The following is a 24,161-nucleotide window of genomic DNA, read 5'->3' as shown; positions in this document are numbered from 1 at the left end:
CGCCCCAGTCGACGAAGGGGGCGTGCCGATGCCGACGGGCGCGCGGGAGCGCTGGGTGCGGACCGGTGGGGTCGAGCTGTGCGTCGCCGAGCTGGGCGATCCGCGACGGCCGACGGTCCTGCTGGTGCACGGCTACCCGGACAGCAAGGAGGTCTGGTCCGAGGTCGCCGTCCGCCTCGCCGACCGCTTCCACGTCGTGCTGTACGACGTGCGCGGCCACGGCCGGTCCACGGCCCCGCAGCCGCTGCGCGGCGGTTTCACGCTGGAGAAGCTGACGGACGACTTCCTCGCCGTCGCGGATCTCGTGAGCCCGGACCGCCCGGTGCACCTGGTCGGGCACGACTGGGGCTCCGTGCAGTCCTGGGAGTTCGTCACGGTCAGGCGCACCGAGGGCCGCATCGCGTCCTTCACGTCGATGTCGGGGCCGTCCCTGGACCACTTCGGCCACTGGATCAACAAGCGCCTCAGGCGCCCCACCCCGCGCCGGGTGGGTCAACTCCTCGGCCAGGGCGCCAAGTCCTGGTACGTCTACCTGCTCCAGATCCCGGTGCTGCCGGAGCTGGCCTGGCGGGGCCCGCTCGGCCGGCTGTGGCCGCGCGTCCTGGAGCGTGTCGAGAAGGTGCCGGGCGGCGACTACCCGACGGCGTCGCTGCGTTCGGACGCGGCGCGCGGCGCCTGGCTGTACCGGGACAACGTGCGGCCCCGGCTGCGCCACCCCCGCGCGGACGCCCACGCGCACGCCCCCGTGCAGCTCATCACGCCGCTGGGCGACGCGTATCTGTCGGAGAACCTCTACGACGACCTGGAGCAGTGGGTCCCGAGCCTGACCCGGCGCACGCTGCCCGCCGGGCACTGGATCCCGCGCACCCGGCCCGAGCAACTGTCCACCTGGATCTCCGACTTCGTGACGTCCGTGGAGAACGGGCGTACGGAGGTGGCGGCGACGGGCAGGCACGCCGACCGGTTCGGCGGACAGCTCGTGCTCGTCACCGGCGCCGGCAGTGGCATCGGCCGCGCCACGGCGCTCGCGTTCGCCGAGGCGGGCGCGCGCGTGATCGTCGCCGACCGTGACGCCGAATCCGCCGCCCGGACGGCCGAGTCGGCCCTGCGGTCGGGTGCCTCGGGCGCCTGGGCGGAGACTGTCGACGTCTCGGACGCGCAGGCCGTGGAGAAGCTGGCCGACAAAGTGGCCGCAGAGCACGGCGTGTTGGACGTCCTGGTGAACAACGCGGGCATCGGTCTGTCCGGGTCCTTCTTCGACACCACACCGGAGGAGTGGCAGAAGGTCCTCGACGTCAACTTGATGGGCGTGGTCCATGGTTGCCGGCTCTTCGGCAAGCAGATGGCCGAGCGCGGCCAGGGTGGTCACATTGTCAACGTGGCGTCCGCGGCGGCCTTTTTGCCGACGCGTGCGCTGCCGGCGTACGGCGCGTCCAAGGCCGCCGTGCTGATGCTGAGCGAGTCCCTGCGCGCCGAACTCGCAGGGCGGAACATCGGAGTTACGGCGATCTGTCCCGGTTTCGTCAACACGAACATCACGTCGACCGCGCGCTTCGCGGGCGTCGATTCCGAGGAGGAGCAGCGGCTGCGGAAACGCGCCGCGCGCCTGTACGGGCTGCGCAACTATCCACCGGAGAAGGTCGCTCGGGCGATCCTCAAGGCGGTGAAGCGCAACGACGCGGTCGTGGCGGTCTCCGCGGAGGCGCGCGGTGGCCGACTGATCTCCCGCCTCTCTCCCGGGCTGTTGCGCGCCGTCGCCCGCCTGCGCCCGCCGCTGTGACGGGTGTTGACGGAGTCGTGGTCAAGTGACGCCTCCGGAGCGGCGCGTTGGATGACCGTGATTCAAGGAGCCACGGGCACGCAGGACTTGGTGAACTTCCCCGCTCTCACCGCCAGTTGTCCACAGTTTCGTCAATCTGCCTGTGGATAACCGCAGTTGCTTGTGGATCAAACACCCGGAGCGAAATCATTCGCGTGATGCACGTCTCCCCCGGCACTCTGGTCCGATGAACGAAAGCGCACCGGACGACAGACGCACCGTGAAGGTGTCGAAGTACCTCTCGAAGCACCTGCGGCACCAGCCGGAGCGGATCGGGCTCACGCTGGACGAGGGCGGCTGGGTCGAGATCGACGTCCTGATCGCCGCTGCCGCCGCCCACGGGTTCCCGTTCACCCGAGCCGAACTGGACCACGTCGTGGCCACCAACGACAAGCGGCGCTTCGCGGTGGAGGGCACCCGGATCCGCGCCAGCCAGGGCCACAGCGTCGACGTCGAACTGGGGCTGCCCCCGGCCGTCCCGCCGCCGTACCTCTACCACGGGACCGTGGCACGCCATCTGGACGCGATCCGCGCCGAAGGACTCCGGCCCATGAACCGGCACGACGTGCACCTCTCGCCCGACCGCGACACCGCGACGCGGGTCGGCGCCCGTCGGGGCCGGCCGGTCGTGCTGAGCGTGGACGCCGGCGCCATGCACCGCGACGGCCACGAGTTCCGGGTGAGTGCGAACGGTGTCTGGCTGACCAAGGCCGTGCCCCCGCAGTACCTCCGGTTTCCCGCATCACACTGAGTAGTCGTTTCACGTGAAACCGGGTCGAGCGCATACGCTCGGTGCCATGACTCTGCGTCTGAGCACCGTGATCCTTCCGTACCGCCGCTGGCACGAAGGCGGCCGTGTGGCCTGGGTTCGCGCCGAGCAGCTCGGCTTCCACACCGCGTACACATACGACCACCTGTCCTGGCGGACCTTCCGGGACGGCCCCTGGTTCGCTGCCGTGCCGACGCTGACCGCCGCCGCGGCCGTCACCGACTCGCTGCGCCTGGGCACGCTGGTGACCTCGCCCAACTTCCGGCACCCGGTCACCCTCGCCAAGGAACTGATCTCCCTCGACGACATCTCCGGCGGCCGGGTCACCCTCGGCGTCGGCGCCGGCGGCACGGGCTTCGACGCGACCGCGCTCGGCCAGGAGCCGTGGACGCCCCGGGAGCGCGCCAACCGCTTCGCCGAGTTCGTTCCGCTGCTCGACCAGCTGCTCACCCAGGACTCGGTGTCCTACGAGGGCGACTACTACTCGGCGCACGAGGCGCGGAACATCCCCGGCTGCGTGCAGCGGCCCCGGCTGCCGTTCGCGGTGGCCGCGACAGGACCGCGGGGGCTGAAGCTCGCCGCGCGTCACGGGCAGGCATGGGTCACGACCGGCGACCCCAAGCTGTACGAGGACGGCACTCCTGAACAGTCGATTCAGGCCATTCGCGGCCAGGCCGAGAAGCTGGCCGACGCCTGCGCCGCCATCGGCCGGGACGTGACCACGATCGACAAGGTCCTGCTCACCGGATTCACTCCGGACCGGGGCCGGCCGCTGGAGTCGCTGGACGCGTTCGTCGATTTCGCGGGCCGGCACCGGGAACTGGGCTTCACCGAGATCGTGATCCACTGGCCCATCCCCGACTCCGACTTCGCCGCGGACGAGAAGATCTTCGAGCAGATCGCCCTGGAGGCGACGTCGCAGCTCGGCTGACCGGACGGGAAGTACGGCCCCGGCGAGGAGCTGTATCCCCTCAAATGTGCGGACTCCCGCACGCCCGTGCGGGCATATGCGGGACAATGGCCGGGTGACCTCAGCTACCCGACAGCCCGACACCCGCGCCGCCGCTGTCCGTCCGCGGCTGATCGCCACGGATCTCGACGGCACCCTGCTCCGCGACGACAAGTCGGTCTCACCACGCACGGTGGCCGCTCTCGCCGCCGCCGAGGAGGCCGGCATCGAGGTCTTCTTCGTCACCGGCCGCCCGGCCCGCTGGATGGGCGTCGTCAGCGACCACGTGCACGGCCACGGCCTGGCGATCTGCGGCAACGGCGCCGCCGTGGTCGACCTGCACGGCGGCCCCGGCGCGCACCGCTTCGTGAAGGTGCGGGAGCTGGCGCGGGAGAACGCGCGCGACGCCGTACGGCTGCTGCGCGACGCGGCCCCCGGCACGGTGTACGCCGTGGAGCAGACGTACGGCTTCCACCAGGAGCCGGACTACCCCAAGCTGCACATAGAAGTCCCGGACAGCCTCGCGCCCGCCGAGGAACTCCTCGGCGACTCCGGCCCCGCCGCCCGTGAGCCGGTGCTGAAGATCCTCGCCCACCACCCCACGCTCGACCCCGACGCCTTCCTCACCCTGGGCCGGCTCGCCATCGGCGACCGCGCCAACGTCACCCGGTCCAGCCCCAGCGCCCTGCTGGAGATCAGCGGCCCCGGCGTGTCCAAGGCCAGCACGCTCGCCCTGTGCTGCGCCGAGCGGGGCATCTCGCACGAGGAGGTCGTGGCGTTCGGCGACATGCCCAACGACGTCGAGATGCTCACCTGGGCCGGCCAGTCGTACGCCATGGGCAACGCGCACCCGGACGTGATCGCCGCCGCCTCGGGACGCACGGTCGCCAACAACGACGACGGGGTCGCCGTCGTGATCGAACGGATGCTGGCCGAGCTGCCGTAACGTCACAGCACCCCGGCGACGGGTCTCGCCGCGGGCCGTCATCCCTGGCCGAGCCGCACGCCACGCTCGGCCAGCCACGGCTGGGGGTCCAGAGCGGAGCCCATCTCCGGGGTGACCCGCACCTCGAAGTGCAGATGCGGACCCGTGGAGTTGCCGGTGGTGCCCGACTGGCCGATCCACTGCCCCGCCGCCACTCGCTCCCCCTGGTCGACGGCGACGGAAGCCAGGTGCGCGTACTGCGTGTAGTAGCCGCCGGGATGCTCCACCACCGCCTCGATGCCGAACGGGCCTCCGCAGGACACGCGCACCACCCGGCCCTCGCCCACGGACCGCACCGGCGTCCCGATCGGCACCGCGAAGTCCTGGCCGGTGTGCCGGTTCGCCCACCGGCTGCCGCCACTGCCGAACGCCGCCGACAACTGGTACGCCTCCACCGGCGCGACCCACTCGCCCGCGAACCCGGTCTCCGGCTGGTCCAGCCGCACCGCGCCCCGGCACGCGCCCGCAGCGACAGCGGCGTCCGCCTCTCCCTGGAGCCGTCCGCGGGCTTGCTCCAGCTTCCGCTCGATGTCCTTCTTCAGAGCGGCCAGCTCGCTGTTGCGTTCCTCCAGGGCCTGCCACGCCGAGGCGGCCTTCTCCTCGTCGGCGGCGAGCCTGGCCTCGGCGCGGCGGCTCTTGCTCACCGCGTTGTTCACCGCGAGATCCGCCTGCCACACGGCGTGCTGACCGCGCATCAGCTCCTCCGGGCTGTCCGCCAGCACCATCCGCGCCGCCAGCGGCAGCCCGCCGCTCGTGCGGTACTGGGCGCGCGCGATCCGGCCCAGATCCTCACGCAGGACCGTGATCTCCTGCCGCTCCCGCTCCAGCAGCCCCTCGAGGCGCCGCGCCTCCGCCCGCTGCGCCTCGGCCTCGCGCCGCCCCGTCTCGTACTGCTGCGTCGCCACGGCCGCGTCCGCGTAGAGCCGGGCCACCTGTGCGCTCGCGCTCGTGTCGGGACCGTCCTCCGCGGCGTCGGTGGGCCGGGCGGCGAGCACGGCGAGCGCGCACAACAACGCCGGGACGAGCAGCGGGTGGCGGCGGGACGATCGCATGACAGCGATCGTGGCCCGCGACACCTGGTGCGGTCCTGTTCACGTCGTACGGCTGGGGGACCTCCCGCCACGGACGGATGAGCGGTACCGCCGAACAGCCCTCCCCGTCGTCACGGTTGACTCCCTGTCACGCGAGAGGCGCCTGCCACACGACGGCCGTGCCGCCGCCGTCCTCCCCGAGACCCGGACCGAGCCGGCAGTCGCCGCCCAGGGCTTCGGCGCGCTGCCGCAGGTTGAGCAGTCCACTGCGCCGGCCGCCCTCGGGGACGCCCACGCCGTCGTCGGCGACGGTCAGCCGGACGCCCGGCCTGCCGTCCGGCAGCACCGCCGTCGCGTCGACGACGACCTCGATCCGTGAAGCACCCGCGTGCCGGAAGGCGTTGGACAGGCTCTCCCGCAGCGCGGCGATGAGGTTCTTGCCCGTCACGTCACCGACCTCGGTGTCGACCGGGCCGACGAAGCGGTGCGAGGGCGTGAAGCCGAGCGGGACGGCCGCCGTGGTGATCTCGCGCAGCACGCGGGTGCGCAGCCCTGACGGCGCCTCGGTGGGGTCCTGCCGGAGCGCGAACACGGCGGTGCGGATCTCCTGGATGGTGACGTCCAGTTCGTCCACGGCCCGTCCGACGCCGTCGCGCACCTGGGGCACGTCCGACCGGCGCTGCGCGCTCTCCAGCATCATCCCGGTGGTGAACAGCCGCTGGACGACCAGGTCGTGCAGATCGCGGGCGATGCGGTCCCGGTCCTCGTACACCGCGAGCCGTTCCCGGTCCCGCTGCGCCTCCGCCATCATCAGCGCGAGTGCGGCCTGCGCGGCGAACTGGGCGGCAAGGGTGCGCTCCGTCTTCGTGAACGGTCGCTCCCCCCGCGCACGAGGCGTGACGAGGCTTCCCAGCAGGCGTCCGCCGCTGGACAGCGGGAGCAGCATGACCGGGCCCCACGCGCGCAGGATGTCGCTGGTCAGGCGCGGGTCGGTGGCCGCGTCGTCGATGACGACGTCCCTGCCGTCGAGGAGGGCCGCGACGACCGGGCTGTCCGGCGCCACGACGGTCCCCAGCGCCTTCACGGGGCAGTCGGCGGCCACGGCCACGATCTCCAGGCCGCCCTCGTCGGCGGGCAGCAGCACGATCCCCGCGGCCGCCCGGGACAGCCGGCGGGCGTGCTCGGCGACGGCCTGGAGGGCGTCTTCGAGGTCTCCGCCGGACAGCAGGGCGGTCGTGACGGCGACCGACCCGTCGATCCAGCGTTCCCGCTGCTGGGTCGTCTCGTACAGCCGGGCGTTGCCGATCGCGATGCCGGCCTCCGTGGCGAGCACCCGGACCGTGTCGAGGTCCTGTTCCTCGAACGGTCTCCCGCCGCGCTTCTCGGCCAGGTACAGATTTCCGTAGACCTGGTCCCGGAGCCGGACGGGGACGCCGAGGAAGGCGCGCATCGGCGGGTGGTTTCCCGGAAAGCCCTGGGTCCGCGGGTCGCCCGTCAGGTCGGTGAGCAGGACCGGCTCCGGGTCCCGCAGGAGGGCGCCGAGCAGGCCCGTGTGCCCGTCGGGCATCCGCCCGATGCGGCGGGCGGTCTCCTGGTCGACGCCGTGGTGGACGAAGTCGACCAGGCCGGTCCCGTCCTCGTTGGCCACACCGAGTGCCGCGTACCGGGCGTCCGTGAGGGCCGCCGCGGTGACGCAGATCCGCTGGAGCGTGCCGTGCAGTTCCAGGCCGCTGCCCACGCACCGCACCGCCTCCAGCAGCCGCCGCACCCGGGCGTCCGGCGGCGGGGGACCGGCAGATGAGGTGGCAGACATGAAGTGAGCCTAGTGATCCTGGTTTGGTGCAGAAAGTCGAGAAGCGTCGTTTCACGTGAAACGGACGGGCTCACGGGCTCACTCCTGTGACCGGGGCGCCGTCATCGGGCCGTCGTCACCGGGCCAGTCGTCACCGGGGCGCCGTCATCGGGCCGTCGTCACCGGGCCAGTCGTCACCGGGGCGCCGTCATCGGGCCGTCGTGAGTGGCTCTGTCTCCGCCTCCCGCTCGATCATCGTCCGCAGCGGTCCGGGTACGGCGGCCAGTTCCGTGAACGTCCCGCGCTGGGCCACGCGCCCCGCGTCCAGGACGATCACCTCGTCGGCATCGTCGAGGCCCGCGAGCCGGTGCGTGATCAGGACCGTCGTCCGGCCCCGCGTGGCGGCGAGCAGGTCGGCGGTGAGCGCGTCGGCGGTCGGCAGGTCGAGGTGCTCGGCCGGCTCGTCCAGGACGAGGACGGGGAAGTCGGCGAGCAGGGCACGGGCCAGCGCCAGCCGCTGCCGCTGCCCGCCGGACAGCCTCGCCCCGTGTTCACCGACCAGCGTGTCGAGCCCGTCGGGCAGGCCCTCGGCCCACTCGAGCAGCCGGGCGCGGGCGAGTGCGTCGCGCAGTTCCCGTTCCCCGGCGTCCTTGCGGGCCAGGAGCAGGTTCTCGCGCACCGAGCTGTCGAAGAGGTGGGCGTCCTGCGCGCACAGTCCGACCAGCCGGCGCACGTCGTCGCCGTCCAGGGCGTGCGCGTCGACTCCGGCCAGCGTGTAGGAGCCCTCGGTGGTGTCCAGGAACCGCAGCAGCACCTGCGCGAGCGTCGTCTTGCCGGACCCGGACGGCCCGACCACCGCGACCCGGCGCCCCTTTTCGAGGGTCAGGTCGAGTGCGGTCAGCGCGTCCCGGTCCTGCCCGGCGTGGCGTGCGGCCAGGTTCCGGAGAACCAGCGGGAAGGGCGCGTCGGGTGCCTGCCGGGGCGGCTCGGGTTCCCGTACGGGGGCGGGGGCGTCCAGCACCTCGTGGACGCGCTCGGCGCTCCGGCGCACCCGCTGCCGGTACTGGATGGCCGTCGGCATCCCGAGGACGGCCTCGAAGGCCGCCAGCGGTGTCAGGACGACGACGGCCATGACGACGCCTCCGAGTCGCCCGTCGGCGACCGCCTGAGCGCCGAGGAGGGCGGCGGAGGCGACGGTCAGGCCGGAGATCAGCGCGGTGAGTCCGTCACCGAGGGCGGTGGCGGTCGCGGCCCGCGAGGCGATCCGGGTGAGCGTGCCGTCGGCCCGCCGCGCCTCGGCCGTACGGGCGGGCAGGGCGCCGGCGACGGTCAGTTCCGCGGTGCCGGTGAGCAGGTCGGTCACGCGCGTCGCGAGTACTCCTCTGGCGGGGGCGAGCCTGCGCTCGGCGCGCCGGGCGACGGCGCCGGTGACCAGCGGGACGCCTGCGCCGGCCGCCAGCAGACCGACGGCGAGGGCGGCACCGGCCTCGGGCAGCAGCCAGGCGGTGAAGGCGACGGAACCGGAGGACACCAGCAGCGCGGCTCCGGCGGGCAGCAGCCAGCGCAGCCAGTAGTCCTGCAGCGCGTCCACGTCGGTGACGAGCCGCGACAGCAGGTCGCCCCGGCGGGCCCTGCGCAGCCCGGCCGGCGCCAGCCGCTCCAGGCGCCGGTACACGGCGACGCGGGTGTCGGCGAGCATCCGCAGCACCGCGTCGTGCGACACGAGCCGCTCGCCGTACCGGAAGACGGCCCGTCCGATTCCGAAGGTGCGCGTCGCCGTCACGGCCACCATCAGGTACAGCACGGGCGGCTGCTGCGAGGCCCGCGAGATGAGCCAGCCGGAGGTCGCCATCAGCCCCACGGCGCTGCCGAGGGCGAGGCTCCCGAGCGCCAGCGCGAGACCGAGGCGTCCACGCCGGGCGCCGGACATGGCCCGCACCCGGGCGAGCACCCCGCCCGCGGTCACCCCATGCTCCGTCTCGGGCCCGGACGTGTCACCCGCCCCCGGCTCCGCCTCGATCCGGTGGTCCTCGACCGGCGTGGCCGTGCCCCGGGCGAGAGCGGGCCGGGGCGTCCCGCTCTCCAGGCGCACCACGCGGTCGGCCACGCCGAGCAGGGCCGGCCGGTGCACGACGAGCAGGACCGTCCGCCCCGCCGCCAGCCGTCGTACGGCCGCCACGACCTCCGCCTCCGTCGCGCCGTCCAGGGCGGCCGTCGGCTCGTCGAGCAGCAGCACCGGCCGGTCCGCGAGGAACGCCCGGGCCAGCGCCAGCCGCTGCCGCTGCCCGGCCGACAGCCCGGCGCCGTCCTCGCCGAGCACGGTGGCCACGCCGTCGGGCAGCGCGTCCACGAACTCCAGCGCACCCGCGTCGGCCAGCGCCCGCCGTACGGCGTCGTCGTCCGCGTCGGGCCTGGCCAGTCGCACGTTCTCGGCGACGGTCCCGGCGAACAGATGCGGGCGCTGCGGCACCCAGGCGACCCGAGCGTGCCACTGCGCCAGGTCCAGGTCGCCTAGGTCGGCTCCCCCGACCCGCACACGGCCCTCGTCGGGCCGGACGAAGCCCAACAGGACGTGCAGCAGCGTCGACTTGCCCGCGCCGCTCGGTCCGACGAGCGCGACCGTCTCCCCGGGTGCGACCGCGAACGTCACGTCGGACACGGCGTCCTCGGACCGCCCGGGATAGCGGACGGTCACGCCCTCGAAGGAGAGCGCCCCGTCGGGCACGGGCTCGGTGCCCGCGGCCGGTGCCGGCGTCTCCAGGACCGTGAAGATCTCGTCGGCCGCCGCGAGGCCCTCCGCCGCGGCGTGGAACTGCGCGCCGACCTGGCGCAGCGGCAGATACGCCTCCGGTGCGAGCACGAGGATGACCAGACCCACGTACAGGTCCATGTCGCCGTGCACGAGCCGCATGCCGATCGTCACGGCGACGAGCGCCACGGACAGGGTGGCGAGCAGTTCGAGGGCGAATGACGACAGGAAGGCAATTCGCAGGGTCCGCATGGTCGCCTGCCGGTACTCACCGGTGATGCGCCGGATCGACTCAGCCTGTGCCTTGGCACGCCCGAACACCTTCAACGTCGGCAACCCGGCCACGACGTCCAGGAAGTGCCCGGACAGCCGCGACAGCAGACGCCACTGTCGGTCCATCCGGGACTGCGTAGCCCAGCCGATCAGCACCATGAACACCGGGATGAGAGGCAGGGTGCCGACGATGATGGCCGCCGACACCCAGTCCTCGGTCACGATCCTGGCCAGCACCGCCACCGGCACCACGACCGCGAGCCCCAACTGCGGGAGATAGCGCGAGAAGTAGTCGTCCAGCGCGTCGACTCCCCTCGTGGCCAGAGCGACGAGCGAGCCGGTGCGCTGTCCGGTCAGCCATCCGGGGCCGAGCGCGGTCGCCCGCTCGAGCAGTCGCCCGCGCAGCTCCGACTTCACCGCCGCGCTCGCCCGGTGGGCCGCCAGCTCCGTGAGCCACGCGACCAGGGACCGGCCGACCGCCACGGCCACCAACAGCAGCAGGGGAGTGCGCAGTTCGGCCACGGAGAATCCGTGCTGGAAGGCGCCGACCACCACCTCGGCGATGAGCATCGCCTGTGCGATGAGCAGCAGGGCACCGACCACGCCCAGACCGACCACGGCCAGCAGGAAGTGGCGGGTGGCCCGGGCATGGCGGAGGAGGCGGGAGTCGATCGGTTTCACGTGAAACACACCTCAGTGCGCGGGTTCGGCGATGTGCTGCGTTCCGATCCGCTTGCGGAACACCCAGTAGGTCCAGCCCTGGTACAGCAGGACGATCGGCGTGGCGATCACCGCGCACCAGGTCATGATCTTCAGCGTGTAGGGGCTGGAGGAGGCGTTGGTGACGGTCAGTCCCCAGTCCTCGTTCAGCGAGGACGGCATGACGTTCGGGAAGAGCGTCAGGAAGAGCATCGCCACCGCGGCCACGATGGTGACCCCGGACAGCGCGAAGGACCAGCCTTCACGGCCCTTCTGGTTCGCCACCAGCGCCAGGAGCAGCGCGGCGACCGCCACGACGAACGCGACCAGGCTCTTGCCGTCACCGCCCTCGACCTGGGTCCACAGCAGGAAGACCAGCGCGAGCACGGCCGTGGCGAGGCCGACGCGCAGCGCCAGCTTCCGCGCCCGCTCCCGGATCTCCCCGACGGTCTTGAGCGCGGTGAAGACAGCACCGTGGAAGGTGAACAGCGTGAGCGTCACGAGCCCGCCGAGCAGCGCGTACGGGTTGAGCAGGTCCCCGACGGTGCCGACGTACTCGAAGTCCTGGTCGATCTTCACGCCGCGCACGATGTTGCCGAACGCCACGCCCCACAGGAACGCCGGGAGGAGCGAGGTCCAGAAGATCGCGTGCTCCCAGTTGCGCTGCCAGGTCTCCTCGGGCCGCTTCGCCCGGTACTCGAAGGCGACGCCCCGGACGATCAGGCAGACCAGGATGAGCAGCAGGGGCAGGTAGAAGCCGGAGAAGAGGGTGGCGTACCACTCGGGGAAGGCGGCGAAGGTCGCGCCGCCGGCCGAGAGCAGCCACACCTCGTTGCCGTCCCAGACCGGCCCGATGGTGTTGATCAGCACCCGCCGCTCGGGCCGGTTACGGGCGAGCAGCTTGGTGAGGACGCCGACCCCGAAGTCGAAGCCCTCCAGGAAGAAGTAGCCGGTCCACAGGACGGCGATCAGGACGAACCAGACGTCGTGCAGTTCCATGACTGTGCGGCTCCCTCGGCCTAGTAGGAGAAGGCCATCGGCTTGTCGGCGTCACGGTGGTCGCCGCCGATCTTCGTGGGCGGGTTGAGGTCGGCCTCGGTGAGTTCGGGCGGGCCCGCCTTGACGTACTTGGCGAGCAGCTTGACCTCGACGACGGCGAGGATCGCGTAGAGCGTGGTGAAGACGATCATCGAGGCGAGGACCTCGGCCTGGGAGACGCCGGGGGAGACCGCGTCGCGGGTCTTCAGGACGCCGTAGACGACCCACGGCTGGCGGCCCATCTCGGTGAAGATCCAGCCCCACGAGTTGGCGATCAGCGGGAAGCCCATGGTCCAGATCGCGATGCGCCAGTACCAGGTGGTGGGCTTCGGGCCGAGCGCCTTGTTCCGGAACAGGACGAGGTGCGGCACCTCGTCGTCACCGACCCGCAGATGCCCCGGCAGCATGAACTTCTTCCGGGTCAGCCAGAGTCCGGCCAGGCCCACGGTGAGGGAGGCCATCCCGAAGCCGATCATCCACCGGAAGCCCCAGTAGGCGACGGGGATGTTGGGCCGGTAGTCGCCGGGCCCGTACTTCTCCTGCTCGGCCTTGTTGACGTCGTTGATGCCCGGGAGGTACGAGCTGAAGTCGTCCTTGGCCAGGAAGGACAGCAGGCCCGGGATCTCCAGGGCGACCTTGTTGTGGCCCTTCTCGACATCGCCGTAGGCGAAGACCGAGAAGGGCGCCGGTGCCTCGCCGTCCCACAGGGCCTCGGCCGCCGCCATCTTCATCGGCTGCTGCTCGTACATGATCTTGCCGAGGACGTCACCGCTGATCGCGGTGAGCGAGCCGCCGACCACCAGGGTGACCAGGCCGAGCCGCAACGACATCTTCATGTCGCGTATGTGCTTCTTGCGTACGAGGTGGAAGGCCGAGATGCCGACCATGAAGGCCCCGCCGGTGAGGAAGGCGGCGGAGAGGGTGTGGAAGGCCTGGGCGAGCGCGGTGTTCTGGGTCAGAACCAGCCAGAAGTCGGTGAGTTCGGCCCGGCCCCTGGCCTCGTTGATCCGGTAGCCGACCGGGTGCTGCATCCAGGAGTTGGCGGCGAGGATGAAGTACGCCGAGAGGATCGTCCCGATCGAGACCATCCACATGCAGGCGACGTGGATCTTCTTGGGCAGCTTGTCCCAGCCGAAGATCCACAGGCCGATGAAGGTGGACTCGAAGAAGAACGCGATCAGGGCCTCGAAGGCGAGGGGGGCGCCGAAGACGTCACCGACGAACCGCGAGTAGTCGGACCAGTTCATGCCGAACTGGAACTCCTGCACGATGCCGGTGACCACGCCCATCGCGATGTTGATCAGGAAGAGCTTGCCCCAGAACTTGGTCGCCCTGAGGTACTTCTCCTTGCCGGTCCGCACCCAGGCGGTCTCCAGGCCGGCCGTCAGGGCGGCGAGGGAGATCGTCAGGGGGACGAACAGGAAGTGGTAGACGGTCGTGATGCCGAACTGCCAACGCGCCAACGTCTCGGGCGCCAAAGCCAATTCCACGTCGCCGCTCTCCTTACATCGCCGTGGACACAGGCAGGTTGTCCGTTACGTCACACCCAGAAGGGAGCAACCGGGACACGCTTGTGAACGCGTTCACATTCACAAGCAATTATGACGCACCCACATTCGAACTCCGGAAGGGGGGTCGCTTTCGCGTCAACCCCTTGGCAACAACTTCAACATATTGTTGAATCCGCGCATGCGGACACAGCCGACCACGCCCACGCAGCCGACACGGATACGCATCTCCTGGCCCGCGGGGCACCTCACCGCGACCCTCCACGACACCCCGACCACCCGGGCCCTCGCCGCCGCACTGCCGCTCTCCTCCACCGCCTCCACCTGGGGCGAGGAGGTCTACTTCGACGCCGGCATCACCGTTCCACGTGAAACCGGCGCCCGGGAGGTCGTCGAGCCCGGCACGGTCGCCTTCTGGACCGACGGCGACGCCCTCGCACTCCCCTACGGGCCCACGCCGATCTCACGGGGCGAGGAATGCCGCCTCGCGAGCCCGTGCAACGTGCTGGGGCGCCTCGACGGTGACCCTCGTCTGCTGGCGACGGTGCGCCCCGGGGATCCCGTGCGGGTGGAAAACACGACCGGGGCGTAGCGCGCCCTCAGACGCCCACGCCCCGCGGCCGTACACCTCACAGCTCCTTGCGGAACGCCTCCGTCACCTTCAGGAAGACGTCGTTGGCCTCGTTCTCGCCGATCGTCACCCGCACACCCTCGCCGGGGAACGGCCGGACGACGACGCCCGCCCGCTCGCACGCCGCCGCGAAGTCGACGGTGCGCTCCCCCAGCCGCAGCCACACGAAGTTGGCCTGGGTCTCCGGCACCGTCCAGCCCTGGGACCGCAGCGCGTCGACCACGCGCGTGCGCTCGCACACCAGCGAGCCCACCCGGCCGAGCAGTTCGTCCTCGGCGCGCAGGGAGGCGATCGCGGCCTCCTGCGCCAGCTGACTCACGCCGAAGGGCACCGCCGTCTTGCGCAGCGCGGCGGCCACTGGCTCGTGGGCGATGGCGAAGCCGACCCGCAGCCCTGCCAGGCCGTACGCCTTCGAGAACGTCCGCAGCACGCAGACGTTGGGCCGGTCACGGTAGATCTCCACGCCGTCGGGCACCTCGGCGTCACGGATGAACTCGCGGTAGGCCTCGTCGAGCACCACAAGGACGTCACCGGGAACCCGGTCGAGGAAGCGTTCCAGCTCCGCCCGCCGCACCACCGTGCCCGTCGGGTTGTTGGGATTGCACACGAAGATCAGCCGGGTCCGGTCGGTGACGGCGTCCGCCATCGCGTCCAGGTCGTGCACGTCGCCCGGCGTCAGCGGCACCTGCACCGAGGTGGCACCGCTGACCTGCGTGATGATCGGGTACGCCTCGAACGACCGCCAGGCGTAGATCACCTCGTCGCCCGGTCCCGACGTCGCCTGGAGCAGCTGCTGCGCGACCCCGACCGAGCCGGTTCCGGTGGCCAGGTGGGAGGCGGGCACCCCGAACCGCTCGGACAGCTCGTTCATCAGGCCCGTGCAGGCCATGTCCGGGTAGCGGTTGAAGGTCCCGGCGGCCGCCGTGACGCTCTCCAGCACACCCGGCAGCGGCGGATAAGGGTTCTCGTTGGAGGACAGCTTGTAGGCCACCGGGCCACCCGCGGCGGCCGGCCTGCCCGGCTTGTAGGTGGGGATACCCTCCAGCTCGGCGCGCAGCTTGGGGCTCGTCTCGCTCACCGCAGTCCTCCTCATGACCACCGGCATTCAATACTGCTCACCTTATGAGGATTCGGCGCCGCTGCGTATAGGCCCGGACCGGGCTCCTGCCGACCGGAGGCGGCATCAGGGGCAACACCGACCGAAGGCGTACGAACCGGGGGGCGCGCTACACATATATCTATGCGCCGGTAGTTCGCGCCGTGGCGCGCATCACCCGTGAAGGTGAGTTGAGACCTCTTCGCAACATCGGGGACTGTGCAGGCCTGTGCACGCCAGCAAGTCAGGTATCGGCATCAAATCGCACAACTGACTTGGTTTCTAAGGCAGTTGACCCACTATGATCATGCAGAAACGTGCCTCTAAGTGAGTGCATATGCGTCCGCACTACCCCACCGCAAGAGCCCTACTATCGGCTCGCCATGACAGCAGCAGGGAAGCACCAGGTGAGCCGCGCGGAAACCTCTCGTCGAGGCAGCCGGCCGGGTCGGGCGGGCATCAGGGACGTCGCCGCCGCCGCCGGAGTCTCCATCACAACCGTCTCCGACGCCCTCAACGGCAAGGGCCGGCTCCCGGACGCCACCCGCCGCCACGTCCGTGAGGTCGCCGATCGACTGGGCTACCGCCCCTCGGCCGCCGCCAGAACACTCCGTACCGGCAAGTCGGGCCTCATCGGCCTGACCGTGACCACGTACGGGGATGAACCTTTCACCTTCACAGAATTCGCCTACTTCGCCGAGATGGCCCGCGCGGCCACGTCCGCCGCGCTCGCCCGCGGATACGCACTGGTCATCCTCCCGGCGACGTCACGCCACGACGTGTGGTCGAACGTCGCCCTGGACGGCACGGTCGTCATCGACCCCTCCGACCAGGACCCGGTGGTCAGCGAACTCGTCCGCCAGGGCTTACCGGTCGTGTCCGACGGCCGCCCGGCCGGCTCACTGCCGGTCACCGCCTGGGTGGACAACGACCACGAGGCCGCGGTCCTCGGCATCCTCGACCACCTCGCCGAAGCCGGAGCACGCCGCATCGGCCTGCTCACCGGCACCACGACCGACACGTACACCCACCTCTCCACGACCGCCTACCTGCGCTGGTGCGAACGCGTCGGCCAGGACCCCGTCTACGAGGCCTACCCGGCGCACGACCCGTGCGCGGGCGCCATGGCCGCCGACCGGCTGCTCGCCCGCCCCGACCGGCCCGACGCCGTCTACGGACTGTTCGACCCGAACGGCACCGATCTCCTCGCCGCCGCGCGCCGCTACGGACTGCGCGTCCCGGACGACCTGCTGCTGGTCTGCTGCAGCGAGTCCGCCGTGTACGCCAACACCGACCCGCCCATCACCACGCTCTCCCTCAAGCCGCGCCGCATCGGCACCGCGGTGGTCCAACTGCTCATCGACGCCATCGAAGGGCTCGAGTCGGACCAGCCGGTCGAGCAGGTGATACCGACCGAGTTGATCGTGCGTACCTCGTCCCAGCGACGTTCGCCGCGCACGACCGTCAGCCCGCCGCGGTCGCCCGAGGAGAAGTAGCGCCGCATCGCCGCCGGTCACGGGTGGTCGAACCCCGGCCCAATCGGGGCGAAAGCCGCGGTGAACTGGAGTCTCGCTCCGATTCACCACCCCTGGGTCATCACATGGCGCGATCCGCATTCCTATGATGGGCCCACGACACCGCGGGCCGCTGCGACCAGGCAGTCCGAAGCGGTGCAGATGCGGCGCGATGGTGGAGGGGTCGATGACTCAGGGGGCCGGTCAGGGACCCGAGGTGGAGCGGACGGCGACGCTGCGCGACTTCCGGGTGCCTGCGTACGTCCACGAGCCCGCTTCGTACGTCCGCGGCGCGCAGCCCGTGCCGTTCACCGGCTCCGTCGAGGAGCCGGTGGACCTCCCGGACTCGTACACGCCCACCCAGCGCGACCTGCCCGTCATCAACCGGGGTGACACCGTCCAGGTGGTCGTCGACCCCGAGGCCGTGCCCGCGCCCGCGCCTGCCCCGCAGCCCGCGGACGGCCCCGGTCCGCTGTTCGTCGTCGGCGACGTGCACGGCTACCTCGACGAACTCGTGGCGGCGCTCCAGCACAAGGGCCTCATCGACGCCGCCGGTCACTGGTGCGCCGGCACCACCCGGCTGTGGTTCCTCGGCGACTTCACCGACCGCGGCCCGGACGGCATCGGCGTCATCGACCTCGTGATGCGCCTGTCCGCCGAGGCCGCCGCGGCCGGCGGCTACTGCAAGGCGCTGATGGGCAACCACGAGCTGCTGCTGCTCGGCGCCAAGCGGTTCGGCGACACTCCCGTCAACTCCGGCGCGGGCACCGCCACCTTCCAGGCGGCCTGGCTGCTCAACGGCGGCCAGAAGACCGACATGGACCGCCTCCAGGACCACCACTTGCAGTGGATGGCCCGGCTCGACGCCATGGAGGAGGTCGACGGGCACCTGCTCGTGCACTCCGACACCACCGCGTACCTCGACTACGGCGCCTCCATCGAGGAGGTCAACGACACCGTCCGCGAGACGATCACGCGCAACGACGCGGACGAGGTGTGGGACCTGTTCCGCAAGTTCACCAAGCGCTTCTCCTTCCGCGACGAAGGCGGCTCCGACGCCGTTCGCTCCCTGCTCGATACGTACGGCGGCACCCGCGTCGTTCACGGCCACAGCCCCATTCCCTACCTGCTCGGCGAAGTCGGCTCCGAGGACGGCGAGGACAACACGGGCCCGGTCGTCGACGGACCGCACGTCTACGCCGACGGGCTCGCCATCGCGATGGACGGCGGCGTGACCATGGCCGGAAAGCTGCTGGTCCAGCAACTTCCCCTGAACGTCTGAGTATTCGCCGGGCACATGTCCGGCACCCGGACCGGCGTGACGGCCGCGCAGGCCAGGGCCCAATTTCTGGAAACCCCCTGTCACCGCGCGCCGTCACCGCTCTACCATCGGCTTATCCGTAGCAGGCTCCCCTCCGTTTCTGCCCGACGGCTCGTTGGCATGCGAGCCCCAAGCCCTACGGAGCATCGGGGGATGCACATGAACAGCGTTCCGCAGCACCTGCTGAGCGAGGACCGCCAGGAGTACGAGCGGCTCCTCGACGAGGCGCTGCGCTCCGCACCACACCGCCCGGAACTGGCCGCTGTGGGACAGCGGCTCAATCCCGAACAGCTGCGCACCATGGCGCTGGGCGCCACCGCGTTCATCACGGCGGCCGCGGCGACCGAGTACCAGCACTACGTCAGAACTCGCGAGGAACTGCGCCGTCCGGCGCCCGGCCCGTCGCCCGTCCGCGAGAACGACTCCACCGAGTCGGGCCCGGCCGGCGTGGGGCTCGCCACCACCATGGGGGAGGTCGCCGAGACCGCCGGTGCGGGGGCCGTCGCCGTCGTCGCGGTCCTGGCACCCGTCCTCGCGGGCACCGCCGCCGCGATCTTCCTGCTCGTCGGGTACGTCCTGAAGATGCTCACCCCCGAGCCGGCGTTCGCCCAGACGATGCTCACCACCGGATGGGTGTTCGGCGCCGTGACCGCGATCGCGATCCTCATCGCCGGCGCGGGCCTGCTGCTCACGGCCCTGCGCAACAGGCCGTCGGACGACGCCGTTCTGTACGGCGCGCAGGACGCGGAAGTGACCAAGGCCCGGGACGCCTGGCGCGAGGCCCTGCTGGAGCGCGGCATACTGCCGTTCCTCCAGGAGGCCCTCGCCGACCCGAGCACGACGACCGCCCTGCGCGGCACCCCGTCGCCCGCGCCGACCAGCCGCATGCCTCATCTCGGCTACGACCGGCCCGGGTTCAGCAGCCCCGGCGACGGCGGCACCGGCCGCCGACCGCGCTTCTCCAGTCCGGACTACACGAGCCCGGACTTCGGAGGCCCGGACCACCAGCCGGAGTGACCGGACGGTACGCGCCCCACCGGGTCCCGTCTCCGCGCCCGACACCGTTCGGGCCGGTCACGGGGCCACCCCGTGCACGAAGCACACCGCGCACGGCCCCGGTCACGTCAGTCCACGACCGGCGGCTCCACCCGGTCGCCCGCGGCCGTGACCTCCTTCGTCCGGGGCGTCAGGAGCGGTCAGCCGCAGGAGTTCCTCGCCGGTCGCGTACAGCTCGATCAGCAGCGGTCGCAGGGCCCGGCCGGCATCCGTCAGGTCGTACCGCGTGCGCACGGGAAAGCCACGGTGGCGCTCGGCGATCACCAGGCCTCTCTCCTGCAAGGTGCGGAGCCGCTCGCTCAGCACCTTCGCCGACAGCTCGGGAAACCGTGTGCGCAACTCCGTGAAGCCGTACGGCCCTCCCATCAGCTCGCGCAGCAGCAGGGTGGTCCAGCGGCCGGAGACCGCCGCGAGGGCGACCTCCACCGGGCAGCCTCCCTCCGGCCGGTCCGTACGACCGCGCGCGCTGGGCACCAACTCGGCGTCCCACGTGTGGGTTTCCGTTTGGTGACCCACGCCCACGGACTGTTCGCTTGCGGCATGACGCATTCCTCCAGTGTGCGGCTGGCGAGCAGCGCCACCGACCATCCCCACGTTTTCGCCGAAGCCTTCAACACCTTCGACGCGGCGACCCTGGACCAGGTCTACGAGCCCGACGCCGGCTTCGTGCCCACGCCCGGTCACCTGGTCACCGGGGCGGCCCGGCTTCGGGCCAACGCCGACTTCCAGCGACTGCGGGTCCCGATCCGGGTGACGCCGCGGCACACCTATGTCGTCGGCGACGTGGCCCTGCTGATCGTCGACTTCGTGATCGACGGCATCGCTGCCCACGGCGACCGGGTCCACATCGAGGGCACCGCCACGGACGTGGCCCGCCGAGGACCGGACGGGTACTGGCGTTACCTGATCGACAACCCGTTCGGCGTGGCAAGCCGTCCCGGCCAGGCGCCGGACCCCGGCTCACGGTGAGCACCTCCCACGAGGCGCAGGCACTCACCGTGATGAGCCGGGCCGTGGTCCTCAGTCGGCCAGTGGGAGATACACCCGGTTCCCGCTGGCGGCGAACTCCTTCGACTTCTGAGCCATGCCCTCCTCGATCTCGGCCCGGCTGCCGCCGTGTTCGCGCCGGATGTCCTGCGAGATCTTCATCGAGCAGAACTTCGGCCCGCACATCGAGCAGAAGTGGGCGGTCTTGGCGGGCTCGGCCGGCAGGGTCTCGTCGTGGAACTCGCGTGCCGTGTCAGGGTCGAGGGCCAGGTTGAACTGGTCCTCCCACCGGAACTCGAAACGCGCGTCGGACAACGCGTCGTCCCACTCCTGCGCGCCGGGGTGGCCCTTGGCCAGGTCGGCCGCGTGCGCCGCGATCTTGTAGGTGATGACGCCTGTCTTGACGTCGTCACGGTTGGGGAGGCCCAGGTGCTCCTTGGGCGTCACGTAGCAGAGCATCGCGGTGCCCCACCAGGCGATCATCGCCGCGCCGATGCCGGAGGTGATGTGGTCGTACGCCGGGGCGACGTCCGTGGTCAGCGGGCCGAGCGTATAGAACGGAGCTTCATCGCAGATCTCCTGCTGAAGGTCGATGTTCTCCTTGATCTTGTGCATCGGGACGTGTCCCGGGCCCTCGATCATGGTCTGTACGTTGAAACGCTTCGCGATCCGGTTGAGTTCCCCGAGCGTGCGCAGTTCCGCGAACTGGGCCTCGTCGTTGGCGTCCGCGATGGAGCCCGGCCGGAGACCGTCGCCGAGGGAGTACGTGACGTCGTACGCGGCGAGGATCTCGCAGAGTTCCTCGAAGTTCTCGTAGAGGAACGATTCCTTGTGGTGCGCCAGGCACCACGCGGCCATGATCGAGCCGCCGCGCGAGACGATGCCGGTCTTGCGATTCGCCGTCAGCGGCACATACGCCAGACGCACCCCCGCGTGGACCGTCATGTAGTCCACGCCCTGCTCGGCCTGCTCGATGACCGTGTCCTTGTAGATCTCCCAGGTCAGTTCCTCGGCCCTGCCGTCGACCTTCTCCAGTGCCTGGTAGAGCGGCACCGTGCCGATCGGGACGGGGGAGTTGCGCAGCACCCACTCGCGGGTGGTGTGGATGTTGCGGCCGGTGGAGAGGTCCATGACCGTGTCGGCGCCCCAACGGGTCGCCCATGTCATCTTCTCGACCTCCTCCTCGATGGAGGACGTCACCGCCGAGTTGCCGATGTTCGCGTTGACCTTCACCAGGAACCGCTTGCCGATGATCATCGGCTCGATCTCCGGGTGGTTCACGTTGGCCGGCAGGACCGCCCGGCCGGCCGCGATCTCCTCGCGCACCACCTCGGGCGAAACGTCCTCCCGGATGGCCACGTACTCCATCTCGGGCGTGACCTCACCGCGGCGCGCGTACGCGAGCTGTGTGACCGCCTGACCGTCACGGCCGCGGCGCGGCTGCCGGGGACGGCCGGGGAAGACGGCGTCCAGGTTGCGCAGCCCCCCGCGCGGTGAGGTGTGCTTGATCCCGTCGTCCTCGGGGCGGACGGGACGGCCCGCGTACTCCTCCGTGTCGCCGCGGGCGACGATCCAGTTCTCCCGCAGCGGAGGCAGCCCGCGGCGGACATCGGTGTCGACGTGCGGATCGGTGTACGGGCCGGAGGTGTCGTACAGCGTCACCGACTGCCCGTTGGTGAGGTGCACCTGACGGACCGGCACCCGCAGATCGGGGCGCGAGCCCCCGACATACGCCTTGTGCCAGCCGATGGACTTCCCGGCCTCCGTGTTGCTCGATCCCTCGGCCGAAGCATCGGCCTGAATCTGCGCGGAGGCAGGCGTGCGTGCGTCCTGGTTGGTCATGAGACCTACTCCCTACGCCGGCATTACCCGGTAACAGGTTCGGCGGTCGACGCAGCGGTATCCGTCTGCCGACGTTCCGTGGGAAACATCACTCGGCTTCGGTGATGTTTCCCGTGAAACATCGCTGGGACGGAGGTCAGCGCCCTCTCAGCCCGGTGCTCCGAGCTCCCGCGTGTACAAAAGGTGCCTCCACGCTAGCGTCAATTCGGGCGCGGTGAACAGGGGGCACCTTCCGTTCTTGCGATGATCGGTCGGTGACCACGATGCAGCATCCTCCGTACCCACCGTCCGAGCCTCCGCGCGGCACCGGCGTCGGCCAGGGACACCATCACGGCCGGGGCCACGGTTCGGGGGGTCACGGACAGGGCCCTGGCGGCGGGTACGGGCCGGGCGACGGGCCGGGCCCGGGGAGCGGGCAGGGCCCCGGCAGTGGGCAGGGCTCGGGCGGACGCGGACCGGGGGGCAATGGACCCGGACGCGGAGGGAACGGACGCGGACCCGGGGGACACGGACCCGGGGGGCACGGCCCCGGAGGTCACGGCCCCGGGGGAAATGGCCCAGGCGGCGGTGACGGCAACAGTCACGGGTCGGGTTCCGGTTCCGGCTCCGGCGGTGACGGAAACGGCCACGGGCACGGGCACAGCCACGCCCACGGCCCCGCCGCCCCCGTCTCCCAGCACCTGCGCAAGGTCATCGCGGCCGTCCTCATCCCCTTCGCGGCAGCGGTGGTCGTCGGGCTCGCGGTGCTCTGGCCCGGAGGCGCCCCGTCGCACGAGCGCACCGGTGTCGGCTTCGACCGGCAGACGCAGCAGGCCACGGTCACCAAGGTGGACGAGGTGAGCTGCGAGTCCGTCAACGCCTCTGCGGGCACGCCGACCGGCGACACCTCCACGGCCGAGGGCTCCTCCGCCCAACAGCAGGCGACCGGCACCTGCAAGAAGGCGACGATCCGCATCGACTCGGGCAAGGACAAGGGCCGTACGTTCATCGAGATCGTGCAGCCGGACCAGTCCCGGCAGTTGGAGCAGGGCCAGTCGGTCGTGGTCGCCTACGAGCCCTCCGCCCCGAAGGACCTGCAGTATTCGGTCACCGACGTCAATCGCAGGTTCCCGATGGCGCTGCTCGCCGGGATCTTCGCCCTGGCCGTCGTCGCCGTCGGCCGGCTGCGCGGGGTCATGGCCCTGGTCTCGCTGGCCATCAGCTTCCTGGTGCTCAACTTCTTCGTCCTGCCCGCGATTCTGCAGGGCTCGAACCCGCTGGCCGTTGCCGTGGTCGGGTCGAGCGTCATCATGCTGATCGCGCTGTACCTGTGCCACGGCCTGTCGGCCCGGACATCGGTCGCGGTGCTCGGCACTCTCATCTCACTGCTGATCATCGGCGTCCTCGGCTCGCTGTTCATCGGCTGGGCGGCACTCACCGGCAACACCGACGACAACACCGGCCTCATCCACGGCCTCTATCCGACGATCGACATGAGCGGTCTGCTGCTCGCCGGCGTCATCATCGGTTCGCTCGGTGTCCTGGACGACGTGACGGTCACGCAGACGTCGGCGGTCTGGGAGCTGCACGAGGCCAACCCGTCGATGGGCCGACGCGGGCTGTACCGCGCGGGCATCCGCATCGGACGGGACCACATCGCGTCCGTCGTCAACACGCTCGTCCTCGCCTACGCGGGCGCCGCGCTGCCGCTGCTGCTGCTGTTCTCCATCGCGCAGAGCAGCGTGGGGACGGTCGCCAACAGCGAGTTGGTGGCGGAGGAGATCGTGCGCACGCTGGTCGGCTCGATCGGCCTGGTCGCCTCGGTGCCGGTCACCACGGGTCTCGCCGCCCTGGTGGTCTCGGCCGACCGGACGGGAGCGGGCGAGCGTCCCGCCTCGGCCGCTTCGGCGCCGGCCGCGGCTCGCAGCGGTGGGCGGGGTCGACGCCGCAAGCGCTGAGCGCCGGGCCCGGCCGTCCCGGCTGTTGTGATCCCGAGGGGCGGGCCGGGGGCCGGAGGGGGCGAGCGCGGTGAACAGGGTGACCGCGGTGAGCGCCCAGGCTGCACGACACCTTGCCGAATCGTTCCTGCATACCCCCCGGCGCCCGGCTGAAGCGTTACAGCA

General features: G+C 71.1%; 18 protein-coding genes. 10 read left to right on the top strand and 8 right to left on the bottom strand.

The features are described from left to right. Nucleotides 1-28: 28 nt before the first annotated feature. From ACZ7D7_RS21110 to ACZ7D7_RS21095, 4 genes are all read left to right on the top strand, one after another. Nucleotides 29-1,780, top strand: a complete 1,752-nt coding sequence (locus ACZ7D7_RS21110) for an SDR family oxidoreductase (RefSeq protein WP_470826227.1) — start codon at nt 29-31, stop codon at nt 1,778-1,780. Nucleotides 1,781-2,006: 226 nt separating this feature from the next. Beyond that, nucleotides 2,007-2,570: an RNA 2'-phosphotransferase gene (locus ACZ7D7_RS21105; RefSeq protein WP_470826097.1), complete on the top strand. Its 564-nt coding sequence runs from the start codon at nt 2,007-2,009 to the stop codon at nt 2,568-2,570. 46 nt (nt 2,571-2,616) lie between these two features. After that, on the top strand, nt 2,617-3,519 hold the full coding sequence (locus ACZ7D7_RS21100; RefSeq protein ID WP_470826096.1) for an LLM class flavin-dependent oxidoreductase: 903 nt from the start codon (nt 2,617-2,619) through the stop codon (nt 3,517-3,519). A gap of 76 nt (nt 3,520-3,595) precedes the next feature. Continuing rightward, nucleotides 3,596-4,483: a Cof-type HAD-IIB family hydrolase gene (locus tag ACZ7D7_RS21095; protein WP_470826094.1), complete on the top strand. Its 888-nt coding sequence runs from the start codon at nt 3,596-3,598 to the stop codon at nt 4,481-4,483. Between the two features lie 38 nt (nt 4,484-4,521). Here ACZ7D7_RS21095 and ACZ7D7_RS21090 read toward each other — a convergent pair whose 3' ends face one another. From ACZ7D7_RS21090 to ACZ7D7_RS21070, 5 genes are all read right to left on the bottom strand, one after another. Then, on the bottom strand, nt 4,522-5,574 hold the full coding sequence (locus ACZ7D7_RS21090) for a M23 family metallopeptidase (protein WP_470826093.1): 1,053 nt from the start codon (nt 5,572-5,574) through the stop codon (nt 4,522-4,524). A 127-nt stretch (nt 5,575-5,701) separates the two neighbouring features. Then, nucleotides 5,702-7,366 (bottom strand): sensor histidine kinase, encoded by a 1,665-nt coding sequence (locus tag ACZ7D7_RS21085; RefSeq protein WP_470826092.1) that lies wholly within the window; start codon nt 7,364-7,366, stop codon nt 5,702-5,704. 187 nt (nt 7,367-7,553) lie between these two features. After that, a complete protein-coding gene (gene cydD / locus ACZ7D7_RS21080; protein WP_470826091.1) occupies nt 7,554-11,048 on the bottom strand; it encodes a thiol reductant ABC exporter subunit CydD in 3,495 nt (1,164 codons plus the stop codon). A gap of 12 nt (nt 11,049-11,060) precedes the next feature. After that, nucleotides 11,061-12,065 carry a cytochrome d ubiquinol oxidase subunit II gene (gene cydB / locus ACZ7D7_RS21075; RefSeq protein WP_470826090.1) on the bottom strand — a complete coding sequence of 335 codons (1,005 nt, stop codon included), beginning with the start codon at nt 12,063-12,065 and terminating at the stop codon, nt 11,061-11,063. A 20-nt stretch (nt 12,066-12,085) separates the two neighbouring features. Then, nucleotides 12,086-13,594 carry a cytochrome ubiquinol oxidase subunit I gene (locus ACZ7D7_RS21070; RefSeq protein ID WP_470826089.1) on the bottom strand — a complete coding sequence of 503 codons (1,509 nt, stop codon included), beginning with the start codon at nt 13,592-13,594 and terminating at the stop codon, nt 12,086-12,088. 199 nt (nt 13,595-13,793) lie between these two features. On the opposite strand from ACZ7D7_RS21070, the gene ACZ7D7_RS21065 reads away from it, so the two are divergent. Next, nucleotides 13,794-14,204, top strand: coding sequence for a cyclophilin-like fold protein (locus tag ACZ7D7_RS21065; protein ID WP_470826087.1), 411 nt, complete (start codon nt 13,794-13,796; stop codon nt 14,202-14,204). Nucleotides 14,205-14,241: 37 nt separating this feature from the next. On the opposite strand, the gene hisC is transcribed toward ACZ7D7_RS21065, so the two are convergent. Further along, on the bottom strand, nt 14,242-15,321 hold the full coding sequence (gene hisC / locus ACZ7D7_RS21060; RefSeq protein ID WP_470826086.1) for a histidinol-phosphate transaminase: 1,080 nt from the start codon (nt 15,319-15,321) through the stop codon (nt 14,242-14,244). Nucleotides 15,322-15,722: 401 nt separating this feature from the next. On the opposite strand from hisC, the gene ACZ7D7_RS21055 reads away from it, so the two are divergent. The 3 genes from ACZ7D7_RS21055 (at nt 15,723) to ACZ7D7_RS21045 (ending at nt 19,191) form a co-directional block, all read left to right on the top strand. Further along, entirely contained in the window at nt 15,723-16,835 is a 1,113-nt protein-coding gene (locus tag ACZ7D7_RS21055) for a LacI family DNA-binding transcriptional regulator (protein WP_470826085.1), read from the top strand. Nucleotides 16,836-17,025: 190 nt separating this feature from the next. After that, nucleotides 17,026-18,135, top strand: coding sequence for a metallophosphoesterase (locus ACZ7D7_RS21050; RefSeq protein WP_470826084.1), 1,110 nt, complete (start codon nt 17,026-17,028; stop codon nt 18,133-18,135). A gap of 192 nt (nt 18,136-18,327) precedes the next feature. Next, nucleotides 18,328-19,191, top strand: a complete 864-nt coding sequence (locus ACZ7D7_RS21045) for a hypothetical protein (RefSeq protein ID WP_470826082.1) — start codon at nt 18,328-18,330, stop codon at nt 19,189-19,191. A 102-nt stretch (nt 19,192-19,293) separates the two neighbouring features. On the opposite strand, the gene ACZ7D7_RS21040 is transcribed toward ACZ7D7_RS21045, so the two are convergent. After that, complete coding sequence (locus ACZ7D7_RS21040; RefSeq protein WP_470826081.1) at nt 19,294-19,656, bottom strand: winged helix-turn-helix transcriptional regulator; 363 nt, start codon at nt 19,654-19,656, stop codon at nt 19,294-19,296. A gap of 114 nt (nt 19,657-19,770) precedes the next feature. On the opposite strand from ACZ7D7_RS21040, the gene ACZ7D7_RS21035 reads away from it, so the two are divergent. Next, the gene (locus tag ACZ7D7_RS21035; RefSeq protein WP_470826080.1) at nt 19,771-20,199 is read left to right on the top strand and encodes a YybH family protein; all 429 of its coding nucleotides are present in this window, start codon (nt 19,771-19,773) and stop codon (nt 20,197-20,199) included. Nucleotides 20,200-20,250: 51 nt separating this feature from the next. Here the strand turns inward: ACZ7D7_RS21035 and thiC are convergent, their stop codons facing one another. Further along, nucleotides 20,251-22,059, bottom strand: a complete 1,809-nt coding sequence (thiC, locus tag ACZ7D7_RS21030) for a phosphomethylpyrimidine synthase ThiC (RefSeq protein ID WP_470826079.1) — start codon at nt 22,057-22,059, stop codon at nt 20,251-20,253. Between the two features lie 254 nt (nt 22,060-22,313). Here thiC and ACZ7D7_RS21025 point away from each other — a divergent pair, with 254 nt between their 5' ends. Then, entirely contained in the window at nt 22,314-23,996 is a 1,683-nt protein-coding gene (locus ACZ7D7_RS21025) for a YibE/F family protein (RefSeq protein ID WP_470826078.1), read from the top strand. Nucleotides 23,997-24,161: the final 165 nt, after the last annotated feature.

The sequence above is a fragment of the Streptomyces sp. NPDC037054 genome, from assembly GCF_055606745.1.
This window is presented reverse-complemented; position numbering and strand designations above follow the sequence as displayed.